The sequence below is a fragment of the Clostridium ragsdalei P11 genome (assembly GCF_001675165.1).
Classification (GTDB): Bacteria; Bacillota; Clostridia; order Clostridiales; family Clostridiaceae; genus Clostridium_B; species Clostridium_B ragsdalei.
Genome location: NZ_LROS01000020.1, coordinates 1 through 26,425, shown reverse-complemented (window position 1 = coordinate 26,425; position 26,425 = coordinate 1). Strand labels below are relative to the sequence as shown.

Annotated in this window: 29 protein-coding genes, 3 tRNA genes, 1 rRNA gene, 1 other RNA gene and 2 other annotated features; of the genes, 22 read left to right on the top strand and 12 right to left on the bottom strand. The window is 31.1% G+C overall.

The features are described 5' to 3' along the window. Window positions 1-25: 25 nt before the first annotated feature. The 4 genes from CLRAG_RS09815 to CLRAG_RS09800 form a co-directional block, all read right to left on the bottom strand. Window positions 26-1,459: a four-carbon acid sugar kinase family protein gene (locus CLRAG_RS09815; protein WP_065078276.1), complete on the bottom strand. Its 1,434-nt coding sequence runs from the start codon at window positions 1,457-1,459 to the stop codon at window positions 26-28. 4 nt (window positions 1,460-1,463) lie between these two features. Continuing rightward, window positions 1,464-2,357, bottom strand: coding sequence for a 2-hydroxy-3-oxopropionate reductase (gene garR, locus CLRAG_RS09810; RefSeq protein ID WP_065078275.1), 894 nt, complete (start codon window positions 2,355-2,357; stop codon window positions 1,464-1,466). Window positions 2,358-2,668: 311 nt separating this feature from the next. Beyond that, window positions 2,669-3,526, bottom strand: coding sequence for a MurR/RpiR family transcriptional regulator (locus CLRAG_RS09805; RefSeq protein WP_023162512.1), 858 nt, complete (start codon window positions 3,524-3,526; stop codon window positions 2,669-2,671). Window positions 3,527-3,669: 143 nt separating this feature from the next. Then, window positions 3,670-4,563, bottom strand: coding sequence for a phosphatidylserine decarboxylase (locus CLRAG_RS09800; protein WP_065078274.1), 894 nt, complete (start codon window positions 4,561-4,563; stop codon window positions 3,670-3,672). 187 nt (window positions 4,564-4,750) lie between these two features. Here CLRAG_RS09800 and CLRAG_RS09795 point away from each other — a divergent pair, with 187 nt between their 5' ends. Next, a complete protein-coding gene (locus CLRAG_RS09795) occupies window positions 4,751-5,329 on the top strand; it encodes a TetR/AcrR family transcriptional regulator (protein WP_065078273.1) in 579 nt (192 codons plus the stop codon). 8 nt (window positions 5,330-5,337) lie between these two features. Here CLRAG_RS09795 and CLRAG_RS09790 read toward each other — a convergent pair whose 3' ends face one another. After that, window positions 5,338-6,939, bottom strand: a complete 1,602-nt coding sequence (locus CLRAG_RS09790; protein WP_065078272.1) for an ABC1 kinase family protein — start codon at window positions 6,937-6,939, stop codon at window positions 5,338-5,340. A gap of 34 nt (window positions 6,940-6,973) precedes the next feature. Beyond that, the gene (locus CLRAG_RS09785) at window positions 6,974-7,276 is read right to left on the bottom strand and encodes a phasin family protein (protein WP_063601844.1); all 303 of its coding nucleotides are present in this window, start codon (window positions 7,274-7,276) and stop codon (window positions 6,974-6,976) included. A gap of 120 nt (window positions 7,277-7,396) precedes the next feature. Between CLRAG_RS09785 and CLRAG_RS09780 the strand changes: the two genes are divergently transcribed. The 3 genes from CLRAG_RS09780 (at window position 7,397) to CLRAG_RS09770 (ending at window position 8,157) form a co-directional block, all read left to right on the top strand. After that, window positions 7,397-7,473 (top strand) — tRNA-Arg (locus CLRAG_RS09780). Window positions 7,474-7,623: 150 nt separating this feature from the next. Next, window positions 7,624-8,061 (top strand): nucleoside deaminase, encoded by a 438-nt coding sequence (locus CLRAG_RS09775; RefSeq protein ID WP_065078271.1) that lies wholly within the window; start codon window positions 7,624-7,626, stop codon window positions 8,059-8,061. Window positions 8,062-8,064: 3 nt separating this feature from the next. Further along, window positions 8,065-8,157 (top strand) — tRNA-Ser (locus CLRAG_RS09770). A 121-nt stretch (window positions 8,158-8,278) separates the two neighbouring features. Here the strand turns inward: CLRAG_RS09770 and CLRAG_RS09765 are convergent. From CLRAG_RS09765 to CLRAG_RS09740, 6 genes are all read right to left on the bottom strand, one after another. Then, on the bottom strand, window positions 8,279-9,019 hold the full coding sequence (locus CLRAG_RS09765; RefSeq protein WP_065078270.1) for an ABC transporter permease: 741 nt from the start codon (window positions 9,017-9,019) through the stop codon (window positions 8,279-8,281). 10 nt (window positions 9,020-9,029) lie between these two features. After that, window positions 9,030-9,773 (bottom strand): ABC transporter permease, encoded by a 744-nt coding sequence (locus tag CLRAG_RS09760; protein WP_476695875.1) that lies wholly within the window; start codon window positions 9,771-9,773, stop codon window positions 9,030-9,032. Further along, the gene (locus CLRAG_RS09755) at window positions 9,760-10,683 is read right to left on the bottom strand and encodes an ABC transporter ATP-binding protein (RefSeq protein WP_065078268.1); all 924 of its coding nucleotides are present in this window, start codon (window positions 10,681-10,683) and stop codon (window positions 9,760-9,762) included. The genes CLRAG_RS09760 and CLRAG_RS09755 overlap by 14 nt, the downstream gene beginning before the upstream one ends. Window positions 10,684-10,830: 147 nt before the next feature. Beyond that, window positions 10,831-11,754, bottom strand: coding sequence for a sensor histidine kinase (locus CLRAG_RS09750; protein ID WP_065078267.1), 924 nt, complete (start codon window positions 11,752-11,754; stop codon window positions 10,831-10,833). A gap of 1 nt (window position 11,755) precedes the next feature. Beyond that, the gene (locus CLRAG_RS09745; protein ID WP_065078266.1) at window positions 11,756-12,457 is read right to left on the bottom strand and encodes a response regulator transcription factor; all 702 of its coding nucleotides are present in this window, start codon (window positions 12,455-12,457) and stop codon (window positions 11,756-11,758) included. Then, a complete protein-coding gene (locus tag CLRAG_RS09740; RefSeq protein ID WP_065078265.1) occupies window positions 12,450-12,638 on the bottom strand; it encodes a helix-turn-helix domain-containing protein in 189 nt (62 codons plus the stop codon). Before CLRAG_RS09740 ends, CLRAG_RS09745 begins: the two co-directional genes overlap by 8 nt. 281 nt (window positions 12,639-12,919) lie before the next feature. On the opposite strand from CLRAG_RS09740, the gene CLRAG_RS09735 reads away from it, so the two are divergent. From CLRAG_RS09735 to CLRAG_RS09650, 18 genes are all read left to right on the top strand, one after another. Further along, window positions 12,920-13,009, top strand: a tRNA-Ser gene (locus CLRAG_RS09735). 11 nt (window positions 13,010-13,020) lie between these two features. Then, window positions 13,021-13,286: signal recognition particle sRNA large type (ffs, locus tag CLRAG_RS09730), an RNA gene on the top strand. Between the two features lie 94 nt (window positions 13,287-13,380). Next, window positions 13,381-15,042 (top strand): DNA polymerase III subunit gamma/tau, encoded by a 1,662-nt coding sequence (gene dnaX, locus CLRAG_RS09725; protein WP_065078264.1) that lies wholly within the window; start codon window positions 13,381-13,383, stop codon window positions 15,040-15,042. A gap of 81 nt (window positions 15,043-15,123) precedes the next feature. Beyond that, complete coding sequence (locus tag CLRAG_RS09720; RefSeq protein ID WP_013236788.1) at window positions 15,124-15,468, top strand: YbaB/EbfC family nucleoid-associated protein; 345 nt, start codon at window positions 15,124-15,126, stop codon at window positions 15,466-15,468. 48 nt (window positions 15,469-15,516) lie between these two features. After that, window positions 15,517-16,113, top strand: a complete 597-nt coding sequence (gene recR / locus CLRAG_RS09715; protein WP_013236789.1) for a recombination mediator RecR — start codon at window positions 15,517-15,519, stop codon at window positions 16,111-16,113. Window positions 16,114-16,217: 104 nt separating this feature from the next. Next, window positions 16,218-16,505 (top strand): DUF2508 family protein, encoded by a 288-nt coding sequence (locus CLRAG_RS09710; RefSeq protein ID WP_065078263.1) that lies wholly within the window; start codon window positions 16,218-16,220, stop codon window positions 16,503-16,505. A gap of 142 nt (window positions 16,506-16,647) precedes the next feature. After that, entirely contained in the window at window positions 16,648-16,905 is a 258-nt protein-coding gene (locus CLRAG_RS09705) for a pro-sigmaK processing inhibitor BofA family protein (protein ID WP_065078303.1), read from the top strand. 87 nt (window positions 16,906-16,992) lie between these two features. Continuing rightward, complete coding sequence (sfsA, locus tag CLRAG_RS09700) at window positions 16,993-17,685, top strand: DNA/RNA nuclease SfsA (protein WP_065078262.1); 693 nt, start codon at window positions 16,993-16,995, stop codon at window positions 17,683-17,685. A 133-nt stretch (window positions 17,686-17,818) separates the two neighbouring features. Then, window positions 17,819-18,367 carry an NAD(+) diphosphatase gene (locus CLRAG_RS09695; protein ID WP_065078261.1) on the top strand — a complete coding sequence of 183 codons (549 nt, stop codon included), beginning with the start codon at window positions 17,819-17,821 and terminating at the stop codon, window positions 18,365-18,367. A 19-nt stretch (window positions 18,368-18,386) separates the two neighbouring features. Further along, a complete protein-coding gene (locus tag CLRAG_RS09690) occupies window positions 18,387-19,070 on the top strand; it encodes a beta/alpha barrel domain-containing protein (protein WP_065078260.1) in 684 nt (227 codons plus the stop codon). 75 nt (window positions 19,071-19,145) lie between these two features. After that, a complete protein-coding gene (locus tag CLRAG_RS09685; RefSeq protein WP_065078259.1) occupies window positions 19,146-19,928 on the top strand; it encodes an EFR1 family ferrodoxin in 783 nt (260 codons plus the stop codon). A 119-nt stretch (window positions 19,929-20,047) separates the two neighbouring features. Then, on the top strand, window positions 20,048-20,233 hold the full coding sequence (locus CLRAG_RS09680; protein WP_013236796.1) for a hypothetical protein: 186 nt from the start codon (window positions 20,048-20,050) through the stop codon (window positions 20,231-20,233). A 27-nt stretch (window positions 20,234-20,260) separates the two neighbouring features. After that, window positions 20,261-20,449, top strand: a complete 189-nt coding sequence (locus CLRAG_RS09675) for a hypothetical protein (RefSeq protein WP_065078258.1) — start codon at window positions 20,261-20,263, stop codon at window positions 20,447-20,449. A gap of 100 nt (window positions 20,450-20,549) precedes the next feature. Then, window positions 20,550-20,748, top strand: a binding site (T-box leader). Window positions 20,749-20,826: 78 nt separating this feature from the next. Then, window positions 20,827-21,022, top strand: a binding site (T-box leader). A 111-nt stretch (window positions 21,023-21,133) separates the two neighbouring features. Further along, a complete protein-coding gene (locus CLRAG_RS09670; protein ID WP_065078257.1) occupies window positions 21,134-22,204 on the top strand; it encodes a pyridoxal-phosphate-dependent aminotransferase family protein in 1,071 nt (356 codons plus the stop codon). A 20-nt stretch (window positions 22,205-22,224) separates the two neighbouring features. Beyond that, window positions 22,225-23,151: a D-2-hydroxyacid dehydrogenase gene (locus CLRAG_RS09665; RefSeq protein ID WP_065078256.1), complete on the top strand. Its 927-nt coding sequence runs from the start codon at window positions 22,225-22,227 to the stop codon at window positions 23,149-23,151. 11 nt (window positions 23,152-23,162) lie between these two features. Beyond that, window positions 23,163-24,413, top strand: coding sequence for a DUF1015 domain-containing protein (locus CLRAG_RS09660; protein ID WP_065078255.1), 1,251 nt, complete (start codon window positions 23,163-23,165; stop codon window positions 24,411-24,413). Window positions 24,414-24,922: 509 nt separating this feature from the next. Further along, a complete protein-coding gene (locus CLRAG_RS09655) occupies window positions 24,923-25,867 on the top strand; it encodes a GNAT family N-acetyltransferase (RefSeq protein ID WP_065078254.1) in 945 nt (314 codons plus the stop codon). Between the two features lie 438 nt (window positions 25,868-26,305). Then, window positions 26,306-26,425, top strand: a 16S ribosomal RNA gene (locus tag CLRAG_RS09650); the annotation flags it as partial.

The following is a 26,425-nucleotide window of genomic DNA, read 5'->3' as shown; positions in this document are numbered from 1 at the left end:
ATTTTCTCTCCTAATCCTCTTTAAATTATTTATTTAAAATTTCAACTGCTTCTCTTAAAGTTGTCTTAGTTCCTACGTTCCCTGGAAATATAACATATGATATTCCAGGAAATTTACTTTCAGCTCCTGTAGTCCAAACAGGTATTCCTGGTTTTATCTGTCCGGCTACAGTTGCTCTTTTTACTTTAAGACCTTTCGTTCCTACGTCGCTTGATGTAATTCCACCTTTAGCGACAATATAATTAGGCCTTACATTTAATTTTTCTATAATACTTGTTACTGCATCTGAAATTTTAACAGAAAGTTTTAACTCTTCTTCTTTTTTATTTTCACCAAGGTCTATTCTCTTTCTTGAAGTGTAAACTGCTACAGTTTTACCAGATGCAATAAGTTTTTCTGTTTTTTCAATAATTCTTTGTACTTCTGCCTCAAACTTTTCAGAATCTAAAACAAGATGACAGTTAAATTCAATAAATTCTATGAATGGGCATTTCTTTAATTCTTCTAACTGTTCAGTAGTTTTTTTAACATGAGAACCAACTATTATTAATCCTCCATTTTTAGAATCTACTTTAATAAGTTCATCTCTAGTTAGTAAGTTTTTGTCACTTACGCCACCTAGTACTTTGGTTAAAGCAGCTGCACTTCTGTACATGAAGTTTTTACCTGATTTTATTGATTTTACTAAAGCTGTGACAAATATTTTAACATCTATATAATCTACAGCATTGACTACCACCTTATTGAAATTCTTCACATCAAGCAATTGTTTTGTAATACCTTCTATATTTAAAGATCTAATATCCTCAAGTGATATGTAAGTTGTATCTTTTGTTTTAAAAGTTCCCTTTGTTTTTTCTTCAATATATTCGCCTAAATGAGATTTTGTATATCCAAAAGTTCTGTCTTTTGCAAATTCAGTTTCACCAGCTGGTACTAAGTATTCACCATCTTGAACATAGTGAATGTTATTAATGGTAAACCTACCACCTTCTTTGAAAAATGGCATTAATACTTCTCCATCAAATTTAACATCAGAATTTGCTTCTACAGTTTGTTTTAAAATTTCTGTTTCAAGAGGATAGTGTCCTCTAAGGGTTGAATCTGATCTGCTAATTATAATAAAATCTTTATTAAGTTTTTTAGCTACTTTTGAAATATTTAAAGATATTTCCTTATGTGCTTTTTCCGTTTCAGCTGCAGTAAAACCTCTTGAATTTGTTAAGATAAAAAACATTGAATTTTCTTCTTTAAAACCATTTTCAATGCTGTCCAATGACCAATCAGTGTAAACTGAAATATCATGAACAGTTTGCACACCTGTTGGATCATCATCAAGTACTACTATTTTTTTATTTAAATCTTTCAATTCTTTATTAAGCATTTTATCTACAACTTCTGTATTTACTTCAGGTATATTATTAAAAGCTTCTTTAGCTAATATTTTATTATTACTCATAATCTCAGCTCCTTTTAACTTGAACATTTGCGATTTTTTCATAAAACTGAACTATACCGCCGTGATCATCATTTTGTTTTCCGTCTGCTTTAAGAGCATGGAATATTTCTAATAATTCACCTGTTAAAGGAAGTGGAACATCTATATCATGGGCAGTTTCCATGACATTAGTTATATCTTTAAGATTGATAGAAATTTTTCCACCGGGTACGAAGTTCCTATCAAGTATTCTTGGAACTTTTTGATCTAATACAGCACTTCCGGCAAGTCCACCTCGTATAGCGTTATACATTTTTTCGATATCAATACCTGCTTTTGCAGCAAAAACTAGTGCTTCACTCATTGCAGCAATGTTTAAGTTTACCATAATTTGATTAGCTAATTTTGCAGTACAACCACAGCCATTGTCGCCAACTAGTGTAATTGTTTTTCCCATATCATGAAGTACATCTTTAACTTTGTCAAAAACTTCTTCTTTTCCACCTACCATTATTGCAAGGGTACCATCTATAGCTCCTGTTTCTCCTCCACTTACTGGAGCATCTAACATCTCAACACCTTTTTTGTTAACTTCATCTGCAATTTTTTTTGAAACTACTGGTGAAATTGAACTCATATCAACTATAACTGAACCTTTTTTTGTACTTTCAATTACACCATTTGCACCTAAAACAACTTCTTCTACATGCTTTGAATTTGGAAGCATTGTAAAGATTATATCTTTATTTTCTGATGTTTCTTTTGGAGATTTGGCAGCGACTGCGCCTTCATGCACTAACTTCTCAACAGCACTTTCGTTTATATCGTATACAGTTACTTTATGTCCTGACTTCATAAGATTTAATACCATAGGTCTTCCCATTATTCCAAGTCCTATAAATCCAACATTTTTTTTCATATTTTTCCCCTCCAATTTGAATAATAAGTGATTTACAAATATATTTTGTTTTTAATGAAACGTTTACTTAAAACTAAGAAATATAGCTTATAAATTTAATGGTAAAAACAATTAAATTTATAAATGTGATAGTATTTTTCCTACTAGTATATTAATCATAGTAGTAATTTTACTACTATGATTAATATACTACCTCAAAATTTTTATGTCAATAATAGTTAAATTTTTATCAAATTTTAGGGCCGAATTTAGCAATAAAAAAACTTATTTTACAATAATTAAAGGTAATTATCATAAAATAAGTTTTTTGTTTAAGTTTTGTTTTTTGCCACAGCAACTCTTGATTTATTTATACTATCTATACATTTTTGACCAACACGTAAAACTGCTGATACGTATAAAATATCAATTATTACAAGCTGATTTATTCTAGATATCATAGCATCTGAACGATACTCTGTTTCACGAGAAGAGCTCAATAATAGTATGTCTGATTTTTTAGCTAAAGCTGAATGCGGATAACTAGTTATAGAAGCAATTGTAGCATTATTTTCTTTAGCAAAATCAACAGCATCTTTTATTTCACGGCTTTCTCCAGAATGTGATATAGCAACTATTAAGTCTTCTTTATGGCAGTGAGAAGCTATCATATTCATAATATGTGGGTCGTTACAAAATTTCACGTTAAAACCAAGTTGGAGAAATTTATGATATGCATCTCCAGCAATCATATTTGAGGCCCCTACACCAAAAAAAATAATTTCTTTAGCCTTAATGATGGTATCAATAAATAAATTAACCTGCTGTTTATCCACGATGTTATTTAAATCATTTATGGAATCAGTTGTTAAATCTATGACTTTTCTCTTGACTGTATTTATATCATCATCCGGTTGTATTTCTCCATATATAGATTTTGTTGAATTATCTGAAATTTGCTGAGCTACTTTAATTCTAAAAACCTGATATGATTCGTAGCCGATTTTTTTTAAAAATCTAAATATAGTTGGCTCACTAGTATTGCACTCACTTGCAAGATCGCTTATTGAATATAAAATAACCTTTTCAGGATTTGAAAGGATATAATCCGCAATATTTTTTTGAGTAGGAGATAAATTATTATAATTAGTTCTTATTAAAGAAAAAACATCTTTTTCTATTATAATCACCTCACTCTCTTGTTAAATAGTATTTTATTCACATTTGCTATAGTAACTCAAATTTTAATATAATACAATACTTCCTAATTTTATAATGTCCATTATAAAATTAGGAAGTATTGTAAATTAAAGGCCTACAAATAAAATAATCCTTAGTAAGTAAATTTGGTTCCTATAGTCTCTCCCATAAGTATTTTGGTTTCATACCCTAGATTTGATTGTTTTAGCAAATCTTTATCTATAGTTACTTTGTTCTGCTCAAAAAATAATATAACTGTAGAGCCACCGAACTTAAAGTAACCTTTTTCATCACCTTTTTTAATAGTTCCTTCAGGTAAATAGGTTTGAATTATAGAACCTACACAGGTAGCACCTACTTCTACATATAGTATATCACTGAAGTTGTCTGAATGAAATATGCTCCACTCTCTTTTGTTTTTACAAAAAAGATTAGCAATATTTTTTAAGGCAATTGGATTTACAGAATAGTAATTACCTTTAATTTTATGTGTAGATTCACATATACCAGAATCTATAAAATGAAATCTATGGTAATCTGTAGGACAAAGTCTTAATATTAAACAGGTACCATTTTTAAACTTTACAGCTATTTTGGGATCATCTATTAAATCAAAAAGACTATATGTATATCCCTTAATCTGAACGATTTTGTTTAAATCTATATTTTCATATACCATTAATCTTCCATCCCCGGGAGATATTAATATATTTTTGTTACTATCAATAGGTCTTGCAGTATCTTTGAGAGATCTTGAAAAAAAGTCATTAAAACATCTAAAATTCTTATAGTTTTCTCTAAATTCATTTATATCTATATTAAAGTCTTTTATAAATTGACTAATTTTCTTTTTGCTGTATTTACTATTGCAAAAGTTTCCATATAATTTGGAAAAAACTTTTTTCTTAATTATGAGTTCTAATAATTTCATTCCACAAGGGGAAGAATAAGTCCAATTTAAATAAGTTCCTCCTGCTACTTTTTCTATTTCATATTTTTTACTTTTCCTATTAAAATATTTAATCATTTTTTCCTACCTTAAAACATTTTATTTACAGCTTATTTTAACACTATAATGTTAATATAGAAATAATTTTTGTAAAATTAATGTATTAAAAACTATTGAGTTATTTTAATAACAAAAGTATAATGTAAATAAATATAATTGTACTGACCAGTCAGCAGTTATATAATAAAAATCTGGAGTGGTATTAATGAGTAATACTAAAAGAACCATTTTTGAATCTGCTATAAAAGTCTTTTCCAAGAATGGATACAGTGGTGCTACTATGGATGCTATAGCAGCAGATGCAGGAGTAGCAAAGGGAACATTATACTATCATTTTAAAAGTAAAGAAGAGATATTTAAATATATTATAGAAGAGGGCATGAATGTAATAAGAAAAAGCATAGAAGATGAATCCCAAAATGAAACAAATCCTTTAAACAGAATAAAAATTGTATGTAAAGTTCAGTGGGGATTAGTTTATGAAAATAGGGATTTCTTTAAGGTAGTTATGAGCCAACTTTGGGGCCAAGAAGTAAGACAATTGGAATTAAGGGAATATATAAGAAAATACATAGTATATATACAATCCTACTTAGATGATGCTATGGAGAAGGGATACATAAAAACATGTAATTCCTCATTTTTAGCATATGATTTATTCGGGACAATTTGTTCTGTTGCTGTTTATGAATTGATAAATGAAAAAAACAAAGATTTAAATGAAATGATAGATAATCTTATGTACAGAATTTTAAATGGAATAAAAGGAGAGATCCTAAGTTGAATCTCTCTTTAAAGTTTTCCAGATTTAATTATTGAAATTATTAGAGTAATGCCGATTATTATAAAAAATAAAAAATTTATAACATGCAGTAAAGGTACAGCATGTATTTTTGGACCTGTATTTGAATTTAAAATTAAGGAAGAACTTATAATCATAGAACATAATATAAGTGAGATAGAAAGTCTATTTACCATTTTATTTAATTGATTTAATGAATCATCTATTTTATTAAATTTTAGTTGAATTTTAGCTCTTCCATTTAATATGCTGTCTATTAATTCTACAGTTTTCATAGGAAGTTTGAAAAAATTTTTTGTGAAGTTACCAGAATCTATAAGTATATTTTCTAAATCAAAATTTTTTAAAAAATAAAATTCATTATTGTTTTTCACAAAGGGTACTGCTATATCTAAAATTTCTATGTCAGGAGCTATTTCAGCTACTAAGCCTTCTACTATAATTAAGCTTTTTACTAATAATATTAAATCCCTAGGTAAAGTGATATTGTTGTTTTTTGCACATTTAAAAATTTCTGTTATAAGTACAGAAATTTTTATGTTTTTGAGAGAAGTGAACAGATAATTTGACAGAAACAATTCTACATCTTCATACAATTTATTTCTATCAGTTAATTCCTTTTTTATACCTATGGACATAATTACAGATACAAGCTTATCTGTGTCTTTATAGGCAATGGACATAATTGCATCGTTTAAAAGTAATTTTAATCTAGGAGAAATGGAACCCATTATTCCAAAATCAATAAAACATATTTTGTTGTCTTGTATCAATAAATTACCTGGATGAGGATCTGCATGAAAGAACCCGTCTGTGAAAACTTGTTTAAAAAAACATAAGGCTAATTTTTTGCCTAAGTCCTGTAAGGAGTACTCCTCTTTTTCTAGTTTTTCTATATTATTTATTTTAAATCCATAGATTTTTTCCATGGTAAGTACTTTGCTTCCACATAAATCTTTTATTATATAGGGAACATAACAAAATTTTACGTTTTTGTTTAGTTCTTTAAATCTTATCATGTTGTCTGCTTCGAGGTTGAAATCCAGCTCTTTTCTAGTGGAAGAGAGCAGTTCTTTTAAAGCTTCTTCTGGATCTATTAGTGCATCTTTAAATTTGTTTTTAGTAAGTTTCATGATTTTATACAATATGGATATATCTGTTTCCATTTTTTGTTTTATATCAGGTCTCTGCACTTTTACAATGACTTTTTTCCCATTTTTTAAAGTTGCATTATGTACTTGTGCAATTGATCCAGAGGCTATAGGATTTCTTTCAAAATATAAAAAGCATTCATTTATATTTTTATTAAATTCATTGAAAAATACTATATCTATATCTTCATACTTCTCTGGAAGTACATCATCTTGGAGCTTTGAAAGTTCTTTAATGTAGGATGAAGGCAATATGTCTGGCCTTGAACTAAGTATTTGGCCTATTTTTATAAAGGTAGGTCCAAGTTCTTCAAAAGCTTTTCTTAGATTTTCAGGAGATTTATTCTTATTGGAGGTTTTAGTTTCTCTTAAGAATTTAAAACCATACTTAGCTAGTACCTTCACTATTTCCTTAAATCTTTGTGAATATATTTTTCTCATAAGTTATCTCAAATGACTAAAGCCTAAAATGGCTTTAGTCATTATTGTTTATTTTATTTTCAAGTTTAGTTAATCTATCATTTATTGATGCGATATCTTCTTTGGAAGCAAAGTTCATGTTATTTAATATAGATATAACTTCATTTTTGGTTAATGGCTTTATTTGATCTTTTTTAGCTAAAGCATTTTTCTTTAATTCTTCGGATAATTGTTTTCCCTCATCTACTGTTATTTTCCCTTTTTCTACCATTTCAGAAATTAGATTTACTGCTTTTTCATAAGTATATGCAGCTGAACCTACTCCAGCTAAGAATAAACTCTTTAATTCATTAATCATATTTTTCCTCCCTTATAATTAGGTTATAATCACTAATATATTTAAATTTTCAATTATTAACTAAAAAAAATTGACAATTATTATAAACTATAATAAAATAGTTAAGTAGCGATTATATATGCGCTCGTAGCTCAGTAGGATAGAGCAGCGGTTTCCTAAACCGCGTGCCGGAGGTTCGACTCCTCTCGGGCGCACCATAAGTCTTGTAAATATTATATTTGCAGGGCGTTTATTTTATGAGGATTTTCATTGTTTTTTATAGTATATCCTTATTTTATATTTATATTATATTTATTCAATTTATATGTGTCATAATGCAATAAATACTTAAACTTTTGGGGTATTTTATGAAGGACTTTATGCTGGAAGCCATAAGGCAGGCAAAAATAGGGTTGAAATTAGGTGAAGTTCCAGTAGGAGCTGTTATAGTAAAAGATAATGAAATAATATCAAGCTGTCATAATTTAAAAGAGACAGTTGGAATTGTTACTGCCCATGCAGAAATGCTTGCCATTCAAAATGCATCAGAGATATTAAGTAATTGGAGATTAACTGGCTGTAGTATGTATGTTACTTTAGAGCCGTGTCCTATGTGTGCAGGGGCTATATTACAGTGCAGAATAAATAAACTGTATATAGGCACTTTTGATCCTACTATGGGGGCTTGTGGCTCTGTGGTTAATATATTACAAAATAGACGTTTAAATCGTTGGGTAGATATTCAGTGGATGTATAATGAACAGTGTAGTGAAATGTTAGAAAAATTTTTTAGAAGTAAAAGGTAATATGGAGAGATGTCCGAGAGGTCGAAGGTGATTGACTCGAAATCAATTGTGCGGTGTAAAACCGCACCGGGGGTTCGAATCCCCCTCTCTCCGCCAACAAGAAACTCGTGTAAATCAAGGACTTACGCGAGTTTCTTTATGCTTTTTTCATGTGTCGAGCTTTGGTATAAATAAATTGGTTTCGTAGTATTCACCGCCGCTTGGCAGATCTGAAAAGTTATTTCATTTTTGCCGTTGTTTTGTTCAGATCAACAAGTATTAATGTGGCAAGTCCCCCGCAAAGCAGTAGGCTAATGCAACTAAGTAGTATTTGACATGTCGATGCGTCATAGTAGCCAGAAATGGCAAATACAGCCGTAATAGGATACAAAGCTTTTAGGGTATTTGACATACTCATAAATGTTCCGGCAAAAGAATAAATTTCAGCAAATAACAGTGCAAGCCAATATCCCTTTTTCATACGCGATACAAAAGCAATAATGGGTGAGATAGCAAGGAATATACCTAAGCCGTCCAGAAAATATGCTTTCAGAAAATTTAGAACCATTCCTGTTGATAAATCAGAAAAATGTAAGATGGCCTCAACCGAAAATGTTATAGCAAAGAGCAGCAAGTAAAGGAGTATGCTGAACGCAAAAGTAACAATCATTTTTGCAGCGGTTAAGTTCACTTCATTTACGGGAATAAGCCGCAGAGATTTTATAGTGTCCTCCTGTTCTTCACGACAAATCATATAACTGCCCAAAAGGGCAATGACCGCTGGAAGAACAAAAATTGTTGCCAGTGGTTGAGCTATACCCATATACCAGCCTGCATTGTCTATATTCTGAGAGCCATCATACATATCCTGTCCTCCTAAAAAGACCATAACCGCTATCATAACCGTAGCAAAAACTGTAATCCCAACAATCTTTGAACGGCGAAGCTTTTGACATTCCGCCCAAAGTAATTTTTTCATGATTCACACCTCACCTTCTTCTTCCCAATGTAATATTTGCAAGTAATACTGAAATAATATCCCAAACGCAAATACAAAGAAATGCTAAAGGAATGTTGATTGCTTGTGTAAATGCAACACCCGGAATATCTCCATTTCGCATGATGATAACTTCCATGCTGGATAAGGGGTGTAAATACATATTTACCGTCATTAAGATAAAACCGGAAAAGGCATACACCAATGTGATACAAACCGGAAGAATATATCCTTTTTGTGCCGCAGCGATTGCTAAAATCGGCAGCATTACAAACGCAGTAAGAACACCATACTCCAAGCATTTTTCCAGCAAATATAAAACGCTTCCCCATTCAAATGCTACATATCCGGGAACTACACTGAATACAACGGAAGTGACGGCTGTAATCAGCATGAAACAAATGGAGTAAATCAAAACCACAAAAAATTTACTGAATAAGTATCCCATTTTGCTGACAGTCACAATCCAAAGTTGTTTGAGCATATCATACTGATTTTCTTCACGCATAAGTATGGTGCAAAGCATTCCCAAAACAACAGGCAAGATAATAAAAGACGTATAACCGAATGCGGACCATTTATAAAACTGTATTGGTTCAACACCTGTTTTCCATACATATTTGGATAATAAGAATGCTAGAAATGGCATTATGAGAGCTGACAACATCATAATCCACACAAATTTTCTACATCGTAGTTTAAGAAATTCTATTTGAATAAGTTTAAGCAATGCCATCTCCTCCTGTAATTTTTCTGAAATAGTCCTCTAAAGTATCATTGCAAAGCCCTGAACTGATAACCGACACCTCCTTCAACATAAGTGCCTTATTGACACACGCCATATCCAGAGAGGTATCATAGAGTTTCAACGTATGATCATCTTGCACAGAATATTCTTTCAAGCCCAATTGACGTTCCAAAATTAAGGTCGCTTTAGAAACATCAGAAACTTGAAGTATAATATACTTACCGCTTTTTCGTTTAAGTTCCTCCATGCTACTTTCTTCCAATAGAACACCGTGGTCGATAATTCCAATATCATCCGCAAGCAATGAGATTTCCGAGAGAATATGGCTGGAAATAAGAATTGTCTTTCCACGCTCAACGCTCAAATTTTTAATAAAATCTCTTACTTCTGCAATGCCGATAGGGTCAAGACCGTTTGTAGGCTCGTCCAAAATCAGCAGTTCCGGGTCATGCAAAATAGCATTGGTAATACCAAGACGCTGCTTCATTCCAAGGGAATACTTACTAAACAGCTTTTTGTCTTTATAAGGTAATCCTACTACTTTCAATGTATTTTCAACTGCATGTGGGGATGCTGTGCCACGCAGTTTCGCAAAAATCTCCAAGTTTTCCGTTCCTGTCAAATTTGGATAAAACCCTGGTGTTTCGATAATAGCACCGATACGAGGATATACTCGTTTTCCCCGACCTTTGATATTCTGTCCGAATACATTTACCTCGCCAGAAGTGATTGGAGTCAACCCTAAAATCATTTTCATAATAGTGGTTTTTCCAGCTCCGTTGCGCCCTAACAGACCGTAAATCTGGCCTCTTTTTACATGAAGATTGACTGTGCTAACTGCTGTCTGCTTTCCATAAATTTTTGTCAGTTGTTTTGTTTCAATAACAAAATCATTCATATAAAATTTCCTCACTTTCAATAACTTTGCTTTTACAATGTAATAACCAATATAATGTCAGAAGCAATCACAATTAAAAGTATAAAACATTAACCTTGCCGTAACCTTGCTTTTATCTTGTTTTAGCAGCAAGAAAGCCCCACATTTTTATAGGGCTTTAGGAAGTAATATTGTAAATACGGTTCCTATACCTGGAGTGCTGTCGGCGGTAATAGTTCCTTTGTGAAGGCTGATAAGTTCCTTTGTGATGGCCAAGCCTAAACCATTTCCTTTTGCAGTACGTGAATGGTCGCATTGGTACATTCTTTCAAAAATATGAGGGAGATTATCAGAAGATATACCTTTCCCGTTATCTATTATTACAATTTTTGCTTGTTGTTTATTTTCAACAATACGCAGCGTCATTTTATCACCCTCGCTGTGGGTAATAACATTTTGTAATAGATTATTGAGAATACGGGTATATGCGTTTGCATCTATGGACATGAAATACTCTGTTTCAGGTATATCAAATTCATATTCAAAATGGCTGTTTTCTAAAATAAGAAACCAATCAGCTATAATATTGCGGGACAATTCATTCAAATCAAAAGTCTCAAAATGAAAAACCTGTTCACCAGAATCTAATTTAACCCATTCAAACAGATTTTCTACAAAATGTTTTAAATGATGGGCTTTATCAGACGCAACATGGATATATTCATCCTTTTCTTCTCCTACAACAATTTTACTTTCGATTGCTTCCAAATAACCAACCAAAGAAGCAAGTGGCGTTTTCACATCATGGGAAAGACTTGTCATTAGGCGTTTGTATGCCTGCTCTGATTGTTTTTGCTGAATAAGACGTGCTTGGCTACTTAGTGCAATTTCGTTAATGCCATAACAAATTTGCATTGTCATATCGCTTTCTCTTGCTAAAACACGTCGATTAAGGTTTCCATTTTTTATATCTTCTAAAGCGTCTTTTATAAGTGTAAGCTGTGTTCGAACTCGCCATAAGATAGAAACAAGGTATGCTATAATAAGCAGGGTAAAAACCAACGCAAAAAGCAGATAAACACTTATATTCATGTCAAGCCTCCTTATTAAAACGATAGCCCACACCCCGGACGGTCAAAATGTAAAATAGATGCTCTGGGTCCGGCTCAATCTTTTTTCGCAATTTACTGATAAAAGACATAATGTTATTATCATCGTAAGCATATTCTTCTTCCCATACCTGCATATAAATCTGTTTTTTGGTAAACACCCGTCCCTTATTGGAAGCCAGAAATGAAAGTAAATCAAATTCTTTGCTTGTAAGCTCAACTGGAATGTCATTAACAGAAACCATGCGATTTGCTTTATCAATCACCATGCCCTTTAACATTATATAATCAGTGTCAGTTATAAAAGTCGAGTTCAAGGTAGTGTAGCGGCGAATAAGGGAATTTACACGAGCCATTAGTTCGTTAATGCTGAACGGTTTTGTTAGGTAGTCGTCAGCACCTAGCCGTAGCCCGGAAACCTTATCATCCTCATCACTTTTAGCAGTGAGCATAAGCACCGGCATATTACTTGTTTCCCTAATTTTTTTGAGAACTTGAAAACCGTCTATATCCGGCATCATTACGTCCAATATTACAAGGGAGCAGCTATTTTTATTTTCGTCAGCTAGACGTAGTCCCTCTACACCGCCATGTGCAATAATAGCAGATAAATTCTCTTGTTCTACACACTTTTTCATAAGAGCGCAAAGCTCTTTGTCATCGTCTATAATCAAAACATTATTCATATTGGAGCTCTTTTCCCCTCTCTGTTCTGCCGTCAATTGGCTTTTCTGCGTCTTTTGGTATCAGCCACATATAGCCAAGTTTTGAAACGCCTGGTATGCGGTTTTCCTCACAAAGTTTTTGTACTCTCCGCTCTGAAATGTCCCATTTTTTAGCCGCCTCTGGGGTAGAAATATAATCCATAATCATCCGTCCTTTCTGGTTCATAATAATATTATATACGGACAGCCGAATGATACCAATATGCAGATACGATAAATATGATTTATTCTTGTTAATTAAATGATATGTGTAATATCATACTTTTTCAGTTTGTTCCCAATCAAACCATAGGCAGATATTTACATATAAATTTTTTTATAAAAAGTGTTGAAATATTATTATATTCATAGTATAATACTGATTGTTGTGGTAGTTTCTGAACCACAAAACTTAATATAAATTTATTTCATGAGTAAACCTGTGGAGAGATGTCCGAGTGGTTGAAGGAGCACGCCTGGAAAGCGTGTGTAGGGGAAACTCTACCGGGGGTTCGAATCCCCCTCTCTCCGCCATTTTAACTTTGTCGTGCTAGATGGGGAGTTAGCGGTGCCCTGTAACCTGCAATCCGCTATAGCAGGGTTGAATTCCTAGCTTAGGCTGTAAAATGTGAGGTCTGGCCCATAAAAGTGGCGTTGAGAACTGGATCCCACGCAACGGAAACTCATGAACCCCGTCAGGTCCGGAAGGAAGCAGCGGTAAGTGAATATTTTCGTGTGCCGTGGATAAACCTGGTTTGAGTTAACTGCATGGGTAACGCTTATAGTTTACTAGACGAAGCAAGGTGCACGACTTTAATAATGACTGAAAATTAAAAGATACCATAAGGTATCTTTTTTGTTATACGATTAAAGATAGGTTATAATATATGAGGGAAGGTGATAATATGCCTTATACTGCATTATATAGAGAATGGAGACCTAAAACTTTTTCAGATGTTGTAGGTCAAGATCATATAACAGTTACATTGAAAAATCAAATATTAAACCATAGAATAGCCCATGCATACTTATTTTCTGGAACAAGGGGTACTGGAAAGACTTCTACGGCGAAGATACTGGCAAAAGCGGTAAATTGTTTGAACCTTCAAGATGGAGAACCTTGTAATGAATGTGAGATGTGCAAAAAAATAAATGCAGGTATTTCAATAGATGTAATTGAAATGGATGCTGCTTCCAAAAGAAGATTGGAAGACATTAAAGATGTAATAGAAAATGTAAAATATCCTCCTCAGGAGGGTAAATACAAAGTTTATATAATGGACGAAGTTCATATGCTTACTCAAGAAGCAGTAAACGCATTTTTAAAGACTTTAGAAGAGCCACCTCTAAACGTAATATTTATTCTTGCTACTACTGATCCTCAGAAATTGCCTGTTACTATACTTTCCAGATGTCAAAAGTTTGATTTCAGAAGAATAAAAAGTTCAGAGATATTTAATAGATTAAGATGCATAGTTAGTGAACAGGGAATTTTTGCAGATGACAGAAGTCTAAATTTAATAGCCAGAATATGCGATGGAGCCATGAGGGACGCACTTAGTATATTGGATCAGGCAATATCTATGGGAAATGGTAAAGTTGAATATGATGATGTAGTTAACATGTTAGGTCTAGTTACTAATGAGAATTTATTAAGACTTACAGACAGCATAATAGAAAAGAACGTAGAATCTTCGATGAGAGTAATTGATGATATAGTTCTAAGTGGAAAAGATATATTTAACTTTATTAAGGATATGATAATTCATCTAAGAAATCTTTTAATGGTAAAGGTGTCTAATAATCCAGAAGATGTACTTGATATGTCAGAAGAAAATATAAATCTTTTAAAAGATCAAGCACAGAAAATACGTGTAGAAGAAATAATGAGAGATATAAGAATACTTCAAGATGCCCAGGAACAATCTAAATGGACTAAACAAAGCAGAATTTATTTAGAACTTTCAGCTATAAAGATGTGTAAAATAGAGTATGATACGTCAAAGGAAGTAATACTTGCAAGATTAAATAGATTGGAAGAAGCCTTCAGGCAAGGAAAAATTAAAGTATCAAATGAAAAGATTAATGCCAAGGTGGAAAAAGAAACTGTACCTAAAAAAATAGTAGATACCTATAGAGAAAGTAGTACTGAAGAACATAAGATAAAAAATAATTCATCAAATGACGAAGCACAGACAGCAAATAAAGAAAATATATATTCAAAGATAACACTAGATATAGTTAAAAAAAGCTGGAAAGATATACTTGAATCACTTAAAAGTAAGCATCAAATGGTTTTATTTGCAGCACTTACCACAGGAAAAGTAGTTAAATGTGAAAAAGGTATAATAACTATAGAGTATGGTAAAGAATATGCTTTCCATAAACAGAGGCTGGAAAAGAATGAAAATAGAAAAATAGTTGAACAGGTTTTTTCAGAAGTGTTGAAGGAAAAAGTTATGATTAGATACATTATAGAAGACGAAGTGGAGGATGTATCTGTATCCAAGGAGAAATTATTAAGGGATACCTTTGGGGAGGATATAGTAGAAATATTTGATGAATAAATGTAAAATAACCTTAGATAAAATTTGATAAAAATATGGTATAATTAAATATAAATTAGTTAATTGAGGAGGAAATATACTATGGCAAGAGGCGGAATACCTAATTTTGGTGGCGGCGGAAATATGAATAATTTAATGAAGCAAGCCCAGAAACTTCAAAAACAAATGGAGACTATGCAATCAGAACTTCAAAATAAAGAGTTTTCTGCTACTGCTGGCGGTGGAGCAGTTACTGTATCAGTAAATGGTAAAAAAGAAATAGTAGATATAAAAATTAAACCAGAAGTTGTAGATCCAGAAGATGTAGAAATGCTTCAAGATTTAATTTTAGCTGCATGTAATGAGGCACTTAAGAATGCAGAAAAGGAGACTGCTTCTGAAATGCAAAAAGTAACTGGTGGACTTAATATACCAGGAATGTTTTAAGATTATGGACCCCATCTTATTGATGGGGTTTTAAATTGAGGTGATACTATGGATTTTTATCCTGCAGCTATTGAAAAATTAATAGAAGAGTTTGCGAAGTTACCGGGAATAGGCTATAAAACAGCTCAAAGACTTACCCTTTATATATTGAATTTACCGGGTGATGAAGTAAAGGAGTTTGCAAAAGCTTTAGTTAATGCAAGAGGTACTATAAGATACTGCTCTGTTTGTGGAAATTTTACAGATTCAGATCCCTGTGCTATATGTTCAAATCCAAATAGAGATAAGAGCGTAATATGTGTAGTAGAACAGCCTAAGGATATAATGGCTATGGAAAGAATTAAAGAGTACAATGGTGTTTATCATGTGTTGCACGGCAATATATCACCTATGGCAGGAAGAGGGCCTAATGATATAAAGCTTAAGGAACTTATAACAAGAATTAATGGGAATGTAAAAGAAGTCATAGTTGCAACTAACCCAAATGTAGAAGGAGAAGCTACAGCTATGTATATATCTAAAATATTGAAACACCTTGGAGTGAAGGTAACTAGAATAGCCCATGGTATTCCTGTTGGTGGAAATTTAGAATATGCAGATGAAATCACTCTGTCAAAAGCACTAGAAGGTAGAGTGGAGATATAAAGTAAATTATAATGCGTTTAAATCAGGATTCTTTAATAATGTATATTGACGCCAGTTTATGTCAATTATTAAGATAACATATAATTTAGGAGGATTCTGATTTTATGAACAAGTATAATATAATCAAATATTTGTTGGCAAAAAATTCGAAATACACAAAAAATCAAAAAAGATTATTAAATGATATAAATGAAGCTAGGGAAGAGTTGGAAAGATGTGATATATACTTTGATACCGTGAAAGATCCACATTTGGTTGATTACGCTATATATATGGAAGAGGCAGCAAAATCAAAATATATGTATTTATTAAATGAAGTAAAGAAAAATGGAATAGATTTGAATTACAATAGTATGTTTCCTAATTTAAAGGAAAATAAAAAATCATCTTAAACAAAAATTTTTAGCTTATTCCTTTTATTAATATTTTTTAATTGTTAGAATATAAATTATATAGTATTTATATTAAGTTTTTTATTTAAATGTTTTACTATAAGAAAAATGAGGAGGAATAAGCAATATGTTAACAAGCGATATGTTTCAGTATATAGGATATTTTTTAATTGCCATATTAGGACTTTATGTGTTAGTAAAAGTATTTTCATGGCCTTTAAAAATTTTATTTAAACTTATTATAAATGCTGTACTTGGTGTAGTACTGCTAGTTATAGTTAATTTAATAGGACAATACTTTTCGTTTAGTATAGGTATTAATGCAATTACAGCACTTATTGCAGGATTTTTTGGAATACCAGGAGTGATATTTCTTATAATATTTAAACTATTTCTCTAAAATTCTTATTAATAAACCACTTTTTATTTTTTAAAAGGGTGGTTTTATTTTGATTAACATAAACTTGGCTTTATTGGAGATGGTATATTGATATTTAACAAACAAATAGTAAAGGCTAGATTTATTAGCAGACCTAATAGATTTCAAGCCTATGTAAATATAGATGGTGTGCAATTAATGATTCATGTACCTAATACAGGAAGGTGTAGGGAAATTCTTATACCTGGAGCTACAGTAATTTTAAGAGAGGAAAATAACCCAAATAGAAAGACAAAATATGATTTAATAGCTGCCTACAAAGGAACAAGATTAATAAATATAGATTCTCAAATTCCAAATAGAATTGTAGATGAAGCGCTAAAAATGAACAAAATAAGTTATTTTAGAGATTGCAAAAACATAGAGCGGGAAAAAACTTTCGGAAACAGCAGGTTTGATTTTAAGTTATTGGATAAAGATAATAAGGAATATTATCTTGAAGTAAAAGGAGTTACTTTTGAAGAAAATGGAGTTGCCAGGTTTCCGGACGCACCTACAGAAAGAGGAAGAAAACATTTATTGGAATTAGTCCAAGTGAAAAAATCTAATATGGGGGCTGCAGTTTTATTTTTAATTCAAATGGAAGGCATTAAGTGTTTCAAGCCTTACGATGAAATTGATAAAAAGTTTGGAGAGCACCTTAGGTATGCTGATAAAGAAGGGGTAAAAATTCTTGCCTATGATTGTTTTTTAGGTGAAAATTTTATAATATTAAAAGATGAAATAAAAGTATGCCTATAAATAAAAAAATATTATTTTAATATATATTTTATAATGTACTTGCTAATTTTATAGTATAATTAATATATAAATTTTGGAAAATTTTATTTGTTCAGGTTAAGGAGGTGTAGCTGCTTTATGAAGCAGTGTGTATATGAAATTTAAATATTGTCCCATGTGTGGAGGAGAGTTAGAAGAAAAATACAGCTGGGATGAAGGTGGAGTACCTTATTGTCCTAAAGATGATATAATGTATTTTGATACTCCAAGACCTTGTGTAATAGTGGCTGTAATAAAGGAAAATAAAATATTGTTATTAAAACAAAGTTATATATTTAAAGATTCTAAGGTTTTATTGTCCGGATATGTTACAAATGGAGAAACAGTAGAAGAAACTGTGCATAGAGAAGTATTTGAAGAAGCAGGACTTAAGGTAAAGGATTTGAAATATTTAGGAAGCGAATATGTAAAAAATAACAATAAGGAAATAATAATGCTTACTTTTATGGCCAAGTATGATGGTGGAAATATAAAAAAATCTGCAGAAGTGGAATGGGTAAATTGGGGATACATAGAAGATGCACTATGTGAAATGAAAGAGGATGAAATTGGAAAGAGAATAGTTAGAAAGGTTTTAAAGGAATTAGGTTATATTGGAGAAAAAGCTTATAGATGTGATAATAATTGTCAAACAGATAGTTAAATACAAGGAGGGGGAAAACATGGCTAAATATATACCACAAGTAGATGGAATTGAAAGAAAGCATATGATTAGAGTACCTGAAGTTATTAGAGAAGCAAGTGGAATAAGAATATTTGGAAAAAGGCTAAAGTCTTTTTTATTTACTACGGATGTAGCTATTATAAAAAATACTGATGCAGATGCAGTTATTGCTGTATATCCGTTTACACCGCAGCCTCTTATAACACACGCAATTATTTTGTCCGCAGATATACCTGTTTTTTGCGGGGTTGGAAGCGGAATTTCAACAGCCAAAAGAATTTTAAATTTAGCATTAGATGCAGAATTTAAAGGTGCCATGGGAGTTGTTGTAAATAGTCCTACATCTAATGAAGTTATAGAACAAATGAGAGATAGCATAGATATACCAATAATAGTAACCATAGTATCTGAATACGAGGATGTGCAAAAGAGAATAGAAGCAGGAGCTACTATAATAAATGTATCTGGAGCTGAGGAAACTGCTAAAATAGTTAAAAAAGTTAGAAGTCAATATCCTAATTTCCCAATAATAGCTACAGGAGGACCTACAGAGGAAAATATAAGAGAAACTATACTTGCAGGAGCTAATGCTATAGCTTTTACGCCTCCTACTTCGGCTGAAATTTTAAGACAAATTATGAATGAACATAGGAAAAAATATAAAAATAGAAGACCAGAATAAATATTTACAGTATATTATAGGGAGAGGAGTAACTACTTTTATTTTAATTATTTAAAAATAAAGGATTAGATTAGTATGAAAGGTATTTTATATTATTTTAGCGGTACTGGAAATACCAAGTGGGTGGCGGATAGGTTTAAGGAAAAATTTCAGCTTTATAATGTAGATATAGACTTAGCATATATTCAATCTCTAGAAGAGAGGAAAATAAAAAAATATGATTTCATAATCATTGGCTTTCCTGTCCATTGGAAATTACCACCTAAAATTGTAACAAATTTTTTAAATAGACTGAATAATACAAAAGAAAATACAAGGGTTATAGTATATTCTACACAAGGTGCTTCATCATCTTCAGCTTCTTGTTTTGTTGCAGGATGTTTAAAGAAGAAAGGATATGTACCATCTATACAGATTAGCATAAAAATGCCTAATAATTTTTACTTCTTTATAGGTAAAAAATATAATGAAAGTGAAATAGAAAATTTGCTTGTTTCTGTTGATAAAAAGATTACAAATATAGTAGAAAGTTTTATAAAGGGGAGGATTGTAAAAGAATCTAATTCTTTAATAAGGCTTCAATTTAGTAAAGTACTGAATAACGTGTTCAAAGGTAGGGTACCTAAATTATCTAGAAATATATCATCAACTAAAGATTGTGTTAAATGTGGATTATGCCTTAGAAATTGTCCTCAAGGTAATATAACATTTGAAAATGGACATGCAGTTTTTCATAGCAAATGTATTTTATGTTTGAGATGTATACATATATGTCCAATAAATGCAATAAGATATAGAGGTAAGAAAATAGATCAAACTCAAAAAGATATTATACAGGTATTAGATCTGAATAAATAAACTTTTGATCCTGAATTACACAAATAGCTTCTAACAATTCTAATGTTGGAGGCTATTTTAGAATTAAATTTTTTAGCTTGGGAATAATAAAGATACAATATTTTTCAGGAGTGAGTTTTATGATTTCAGCCCAAGATAAAAGAATTGTTGCAGAAAATTGTAAAGAATATGAATCTAAAAATAGTATTCTGGGATTACAGGTAAGCTATATCTCAGGAAGTTGCAGTAATTGTGTGAATTTTGTAAATAACAAATGCAGTAAAGATTTGCTTTACAAAATTGAACAAGTGATAAGTATGAATTAAATTTAACAGTGAAAGGGGGCAGCTAAAATGGGAAGTATAGGGCAAATGGTAGGTATTGCTAATTCTTGTCCGGGATATGAAAGAAAAGATATTTCATTTAATTCTGGCATAGGAAATTCTGACACCAAAAGCTGTACTAATTGCAGAAACCTGCAAAATGGTATATGTATTAAAGATCTTTATGACAAAGTCTTAACCAGTTTAGATCAAACATAGTTATTAAAAAATTATTTTTTAATTTTAAAAATATGTATTGACATATAAAAATATAAACTATATAATAATACCAATGAAAGACAAACGTTAGCAAATTTGATATTGTTCTATGAAGAGAATAGTAACATAAGTTAGGTAATAGAGAGTCAGTGGAAGGTGTAAACTGATACCGATGCTTTTGTGAATCCACCTTGGAGAATTATTATGATGAATAATACGGAAAAACCGTTACTTTAATGAGAGAGTTGTATTATATATATAACTAATAAGGGTGGCAACGCGAACCAATCGTCCCTATGTGGGATTTGATTGGTTCTTTTTTATTTATAATAAATTCTCATATGTTAAATATTTTGCTAATAGTATTTCAAATTTAATATTATTCTATGAAGAGAATAGTAGCGTAAGTTAGGTAGTAGAGAGTCAGTGGAAGGTGTAAACTGATACCGATGCTTTTGTGAATCCACCTTGGAGAATTATTATGATGAATAATACGGAAAAACCGTTATTTTAATGAGAGGGTTATATTATTATAACCAACAAGGGTGGCAACGCGAGGCAATCGTCCCTAAAGGGATCTGGTTGGCTTTTATTTTTTACAACACGCGCTTTATCAGTGTAGAACTTTAAACTGTTAAATAACATTAGATTATTAATTAAATAAAATTATTTGGAGGTAAAAACATGCATAAGAAATTATTTATTCCTGGACCAGTAGAAGTTAGAGAAGATGTATTAGAGAAAATGGCTACACCTATGATAGGACATAGGAGTAAAGAAGCTTCCAAGCTTCAAAGAGACATTAGTGACAAAATGAGAAAAGTATTTCATACAAAGGAAGAAATTTTACTTTCAACATCATCTGGAACAGGACTTTTGGAAGGTGCTATAAGATGTAGTACAGCTAAGAGGGCAGCAGTTTTTTCAATAGGAGCTTTCGGAAAAAGATGGCATCAAATCGCAGAATGTAATAACGTACCAGCAGATTTATACGAAGTAGAATGGGGTAATGCAGCAGATGTCAATGAAATAGACAAAGCTTTAGCTACAGGTAAATATGATTCACTTTGCATAACTCATAATGAAACTTCTACAGGAGTTATGAATCCAATAGAAGAAATAGCAGAAGTAGTAAAAAAATATCCAGATATAGTATGGTGTGTAGATACAGTTAGCTCCATGGGAGGTACTAAAATAGAAGTAGATAAGCTTGGCATTGATATATGTTTGACATCGAGCCAGAAAGCTTTAGGACTTCCTCCAGGAATGGCTATATGCTCTTTTTCAAAAAAAGCAGTAGAAAGAGCAAAAAATGTAAAGTTTAGAGGATATTATTTGGATTTACTTTCAATATATAATTATATACAAAAGAAAGATTATCAATATCCATCTACTCCATCCCTTTCACATATGTTTGCAATGGATTATCAATTGGATAGAATCTTAGAAGAGGGGCTTGAAAATAGATATAATAGACATTTGGAAATGGCTAAATATGTGAGAGAATGGGCTAAAAAATATTTTGAATTATTTGCAGATGAAAGATATCTTTCAAATACTCTTACTAATATAAAGAATACTAGAGATATAGATGTAGCAGAACTTAATAAAAAGTTGGGTGAAAGAGGATTCCAGATATCAAATGGATACGGAAAGTTAAAAGGGAAAGCATTTAGAATAGCTCATATGGCTGATTGCACTCTTGATGATATAAAAGAACTTTTGGAAAATATTAATGACATATTAGGATTATAAGTTTTAAGGGGGCTAGGGAAATGATAAAAGTATTAGTTAGTGATGGAATGGAAAAAGAAGCTTTAAATAAATTAATAGAAGATGGGTATGAAGTTGTAGACAAACATTTTGAAGAAGATGAATTAAAAGAAAAAATAAAAGAATTTGATGTAATAGTAGTTAGATCTGCTACTAAAATAAGAAAACCACTTATAGATGAAGCTAAAAAAGGTAATTTAAGACTTATAATAAGAGGTGGGGTTGGAGTAGATAATATAGATGTAAAATATGCTACTCAAAACGGAATAACAGTTAGAAATACTCCAAATGCTAGTACTGTGTCAGTAGCAGAGCTTACTATGGGCCACATATTTGCAGTATCAAGATATATTAATATAGCCAATGTAACTATGAGAGATGGAAAATGGGAGAAAAAGAAATATAAAGGCGTAGAATTGTATGGAAAAACATTGGGGCTTATAGGATTTGGAAGAATTGCAAAAGAGGTTGCAAAGAGAGCAGCTGCTATGGGAATGAGGATAATATATACAGACATTCTTGGTATGGCAAAGGGATATAATAATTATGAATTCTGTGAACTCAACGATTTGTTAAAGAAGGCAGATTATATATCGGTTCATATACCTTTCAATAAAGAGCAGGGAGCTGTAATAGGAGAAAAAGAATTCAACATTATGAAAGATGGAGTTTTCGTAATAAACTGTGCAAGAGGCGGAGTTATAGATGAAAAAGTTCTAGCAAAGGCATTAAATACAGGAAAGGTAGCAGGAGCTGCACTAGATGTATTTGAAAATGAGCCTAAACCATGTGAAGAACTCTTAAATAATGATAGAGTATCAGTAACACCTCATATAGGTGGTTCAACAGGTGAGGCTCAAAAGAGAATTGGAATGGAAATTGTAGATATAGTTGAAAAATGTTTAGATAAAAATTTGGTTAATGCATAAGGAGGACTAAAATGGCAACTTTAAAAGCCTTCAAAGCCATAAGACCAAGGAAAGATGTAGCTTGTAAAATAGCTGCACTTCCCTATGATGTTATGAATAGTGAAGAGGCAAGAGAAATGGCAAAAGACAATGCATATTCTTTTTTGCATATAGATAAAGCTGAAATTGATTTAGATACAAATATAGATCCTTATGATAAAAAAGTATATGAAAAGGCAAATGAAAATTTGCAAAATATGATAAATAATAACTTGCTTATAAAAGATAATAAGAAAAATCTATATATATATAGACTGATTAGAAATGGGAAGGCGCAGACAGGTATAGTAGGATGTACTTCCATAGATGATTATATTGATAATAAAATAAAAAAGCATGAATTTACAAGAAAAGACAAGGAACAGGATAGAATAAATCATGTTGATACTTGTGATGCAAATACAGGACCAATTTTTTTAACATATAGATATAATGAAAAAATTAATAATATAGTAGATAAGTGGACTAATGAAAAAAAACCAGTTTATGATTTTGTAGCTGAGGACGGCGTTACAAATACTGTATGGGTTATAGATGATGACAAGGTAATAGATACTATTTGTCAGTTGTTTAATAATATAGACAGTCTTTATATAGCAGATGGTCATCACAGGACAGCTTCTGCAGTTAAAGTTGGTATTAAAAGAAGAAAGGAAAATCCAGATTACAAGGGAGATGAAGAATTTAATTTCTTCCTGTCTGTACTTTTCCCAGATTCAGAGTTAAGTATCATGGATTATAACAGAGTTGTAAAAGATTTAAATGGCCTTACCCGTGATGAATATATGAATAAGATCTCAGAAAAGTTTAATGTGGAAGAATATGAAGGTAAAGATCCTTATAGACCTTCTAAGAAACATACGTATGGTATGTATTTAAATGGAAAGTGGTATGAGATTGAAGCAAAAGAGGGTACTTATGATGCTTGTGATGTTGTTGAAAAACTAGATGCTTCTGTCCTTCAAAATAACTTGCTGAACCCAATTCTTGGAATAGATGATCCGCGTACAAATCCTAGAATTGATTTTGTAGGAGGGATAAGGGGACTTAATGAATTGGAAAAAAGGGTAGACAAGGAGAGAGAAGGAGTTGCTTTTTCCATGTATCCAACTACATTAGATGACTTAATGGGAATTGCTGATGCGGGAAAAGTAATGCCTCCTAAGTCCACCTGGTTTGAACCTAAACTTAGAAGTGGTTTATTCATTCATGAATTAAAGTAAATATCATATATGGTTTTAAGTAGAAAATTTACTTATACTAACAAATTTCACCACACTAAAAACTTTTTATAAATCTAAAGTTCGATATTTAGAAAATCTAAAGAAGTTTATATAAGCTCGTACCTCAGACATATATAAGCTTCTAAGATTTTCTAAAATACCTTACTAAGATTTATAAAAAAGGTTTTTAAGTGTCATTTGAATTTTGTTAGTATATTTTATGTATAAGTTAAAATTTCAATTAGAATCACTATAGACCAGTTAACTTTATAATATTAGGATAATATTAAATAAAGCTTCAGCCTGTTAGGTTGGAGCTTTTATTTAATGGAAAGATTATTACAACTAGTATTAAGGAAGAAAAAGCATTTTTGCTGATAAAATAATAGCCATTTTTTATGTTATAATTAATTAAGAAAGTTTAATTTTAAATTAGTATATACAAAAATATAAGAATTAATTTTTAAATTGGAATTTCTATAGTATTGATTTAATTGGGAGAGATAGAAATGCTTAAAGAACAACTTGTAACTATTAGTTTAGTTAGTGGGAGTAATAGTGAATATATAATAAGGGATAACTGTGGCATAACTTTAGGACGGGTATTCATAATTGAAATTTCCTCTAAAAATAAATGCTGTATACTTAGAATAAAATTTTATAAGTGGGGGGAGTCTAGTTACAGGTTGCTTAAAAATTCACTTAGTATATTTATAGAAATACTTTTTAAAAATGCTAATTTAAATAAAATAAATATATTAGCAGATGAAGATATAAATATAGCTGCATTTACAGATCTAGGATTTGAACTTGAAGGTATAATAGCAAATAGTATTAAGTCTGATTCTGGATATAAGAATGAAATATTATTTGGATTACAACTAGATAAATTTAAAAACATAAGCATTAATAGGGGATTACATATAAAAGGTAGTAAGATAAATATTTCAGTACTAACGCCAGAAAATGCAGAAAGTGTACTAAATTATTATATAAAGAATAAAGATTATCTGAGTAAATTTGAGCCTGACCGTGAAAAAAATTTTTATACTTTAGATATTCAAAAGAGGATTTTAATTGAAAGTTACAGGGAATTTTTGAGTGGCAAAAGTGTGAATCTTGGAATATATAAAGATAAAACGTTTATAGGAAAGATACAGATATCTAATATAGTTATGGGAGTGTTTAAAAGCGCATTTGTAGGATATTCTATAGATGAAGATGAGCAGGGGAAGGGATATATGAAGGAGGCGTTAAAATTAACTCTTGAGTATGCCTTTAATGAAATGGACCTTCATAGAATAGAAGCTTCTACATTAGTAGATAATATAAGATCTCAGAAAGTTCTTTTAAGTTGTGGGTTTAAGGAAATTGGATTGAATGAAAAGTACATATTTATAAATGGAAAGTGGCAAGATCATTTAACTTTTAATAAGATTAATCCAAGAGGATAATAATAAAAAAGTAAGGTTTGGTCTTTAAAAGCAGGAGTTTGTAAGTATAAATTACATAAACATATCCATGTGTATCTTTATATAAAAAATGTAGAAATAAATAGAATATAGAAGTATTAGTGACATAAACTTAAAATTTTTAAGTTATTATGGATTATAGAACTTTAACCTGTGGTATAATAATCTTCGTTGTCTTGAGAAAAAAGATTTAAGCCAATATGTTTTATATATTTTATAAGAAATAAAAAAATATGTTGACAGATTAAAACTCAGATGATATACTATAAAAGCTGTCGAAGTGAGGCGGCAAAATGATCCTTGAAAATTAAACAGAGGAAGATATAAGTACAACTTATTTAGAATAAACCAGCAATTCTTTTGAGCTGCGAGAGCAGCTAAAAAAGTAATTTCGTAATAAGAAGAGTCAATACAAACTTTTAAATTAAGAGTTTGATCCTGGCTCAGGACGAACGCTGGCGGCGTGCTTAACACATGCAAGTCGAGCGATGAAGCTCCTTCGGGAGTGGATTAGCGGCGGACGGGTGAGTAACACGTGGG

What these genes read in the sequence shown, in the direction of transcription:
- recR (WP_013236789.1), top strand. Translation starts at nt 15,517, where the DNA reads ATGGATTTTTATCCTGCAGCTATTGAAAAATTAATAGAAGAGTTTGCG.
- CLRAG_RS09750 (WP_065078267.1), bottom strand. Translation starts at nt 11,754, where the DNA reads ATGAATATAAGTGTTTATCTGCTTTTTGCGTTGGTTTTTACCCTGCTT.
- CLRAG_RS09720 (WP_013236788.1), top strand. Translation starts at nt 15,124, where the DNA reads ATGGCAAGAGGCGGAATACCTAATTTTGGTGGCGGCGGAAATATGAAT.
- CLRAG_RS09760 (WP_476695875.1), bottom strand. Translation starts at nt 9,773, where the DNA reads ATGGCATTGCTTAAACTTATTCAAATAGAATTTCTTAAACTACGATGT.
- CLRAG_RS09815 (WP_065078276.1), bottom strand. Translation starts at nt 1,459, where the DNA reads ATGAGTAATAATAAAATATTAGCTAAAGAAGCTTTTAATAATATACCT.
- CLRAG_RS09705 (WP_065078303.1), top strand. Translation starts at nt 16,648, where the DNA reads ATGTTTCAGTATATAGGATATTTTTTAATTGCCATATTAGGACTTTAT.
- CLRAG_RS09655 (WP_065078254.1), top strand. Translation starts at nt 24,923, where the DNA reads ATGCTTAAAGAACAACTTGTAACTATTAGTTTAGTTAGTGGGAGTAAT.
- CLRAG_RS09680 (WP_013236796.1), top strand. Translation starts at nt 20,048, where the DNA reads ATGATTTCAGCCCAAGATAAAAGAATTGTTGCAGAAAATTGTAAAGAA.
- CLRAG_RS09685 (WP_065078259.1), top strand. Translation starts at nt 19,146, where the DNA reads ATGAAAGGTATTTTATATTATTTTAGCGGTACTGGAAATACCAAGTGG.
- CLRAG_RS09790 (WP_065078272.1), bottom strand. Translation starts at nt 6,939, where the DNA reads ATGAGAAAAATATATTCACAAAGATTTAAGGAAATAGTGAAGGTACTA.
- CLRAG_RS09665 (WP_065078256.1), top strand. Translation starts at nt 22,225, where the DNA reads ATGATAAAAGTATTAGTTAGTGATGGAATGGAAAAAGAAGCTTTAAAT.
- CLRAG_RS09740 (WP_065078265.1), bottom strand. Translation starts at nt 12,638, where the DNA reads ATGGATTATATTTCTACCCCAGAGGCGGCTAAAAAATGGGACATTTCA.
- garR (WP_065078275.1), bottom strand. Translation starts at nt 2,357, where the DNA reads ATGAAAAAAAATGTTGGATTTATAGGACTTGGAATAATGGGAAGACCT.
- CLRAG_RS09785 (WP_063601844.1), bottom strand. Translation starts at nt 7,276, where the DNA reads ATGATTAATGAATTAAAGAGTTTATTCTTAGCTGGAGTAGGTTCAGCT.
- dnaX (WP_065078264.1), top strand. Translation starts at nt 13,381, where the DNA reads ATGCCTTATACTGCATTATATAGAGAATGGAGACCTAAAACTTTTTCA.
- CLRAG_RS09675 (WP_065078258.1), top strand. Translation starts at nt 20,261, where the DNA reads ATGGGAAGTATAGGGCAAATGGTAGGTATTGCTAATTCTTGTCCGGGA.
- CLRAG_RS09670 (WP_065078257.1), top strand. Translation starts at nt 21,134, where the DNA reads ATGCATAAGAAATTATTTATTCCTGGACCAGTAGAAGTTAGAGAAGAT.
- CLRAG_RS09755 (WP_065078268.1), bottom strand. Translation starts at nt 10,683, where the DNA reads ATGAATGATTTTGTTATTGAAACAAAACAACTGACAAAAATTTATGGA.
- CLRAG_RS09660 (WP_065078255.1), top strand. Translation starts at nt 23,163, where the DNA reads ATGGCAACTTTAAAAGCCTTCAAAGCCATAAGACCAAGGAAAGATGTA.
- CLRAG_RS09800 (WP_065078274.1), bottom strand. Translation starts at nt 4,563, where the DNA reads ATGATTAAATATTTTAATAGGAAAAGTAAAAAATATGAAATAGAAAAA.
- CLRAG_RS09795 (WP_065078273.1), top strand. Translation starts at nt 4,751, where the DNA reads ATGAGTAATACTAAAAGAACCATTTTTGAATCTGCTATAAAAGTCTTT.
- CLRAG_RS09690 (WP_065078260.1), top strand. Translation starts at nt 18,387, where the DNA reads ATGGCTAAATATATACCACAAGTAGATGGAATTGAAAGAAAGCATATG.
- CLRAG_RS09775 (WP_065078271.1), top strand. Translation starts at nt 7,624, where the DNA reads ATGAAGGACTTTATGCTGGAAGCCATAAGGCAGGCAAAAATAGGGTTG.
- CLRAG_RS09745 (WP_065078266.1), bottom strand. Translation starts at nt 12,457, where the DNA reads ATGAATAATGTTTTGATTATAGACGATGACAAAGAGCTTTGCGCTCTT.
- CLRAG_RS09695 (WP_065078261.1), top strand. Translation starts at nt 17,819, where the DNA reads ATGAAATTTAAATATTGTCCCATGTGTGGAGGAGAGTTAGAAGAAAAA.
- CLRAG_RS09765 (WP_065078270.1), bottom strand. Translation starts at nt 9,019, where the DNA reads ATGAAAAAATTACTTTGGGCGGAATGTCAAAAGCTTCGCCGTTCAAAG.
- CLRAG_RS09710 (WP_065078263.1), top strand. Translation starts at nt 16,218, where the DNA reads ATGAACAAGTATAATATAATCAAATATTTGTTGGCAAAAAATTCGAAA.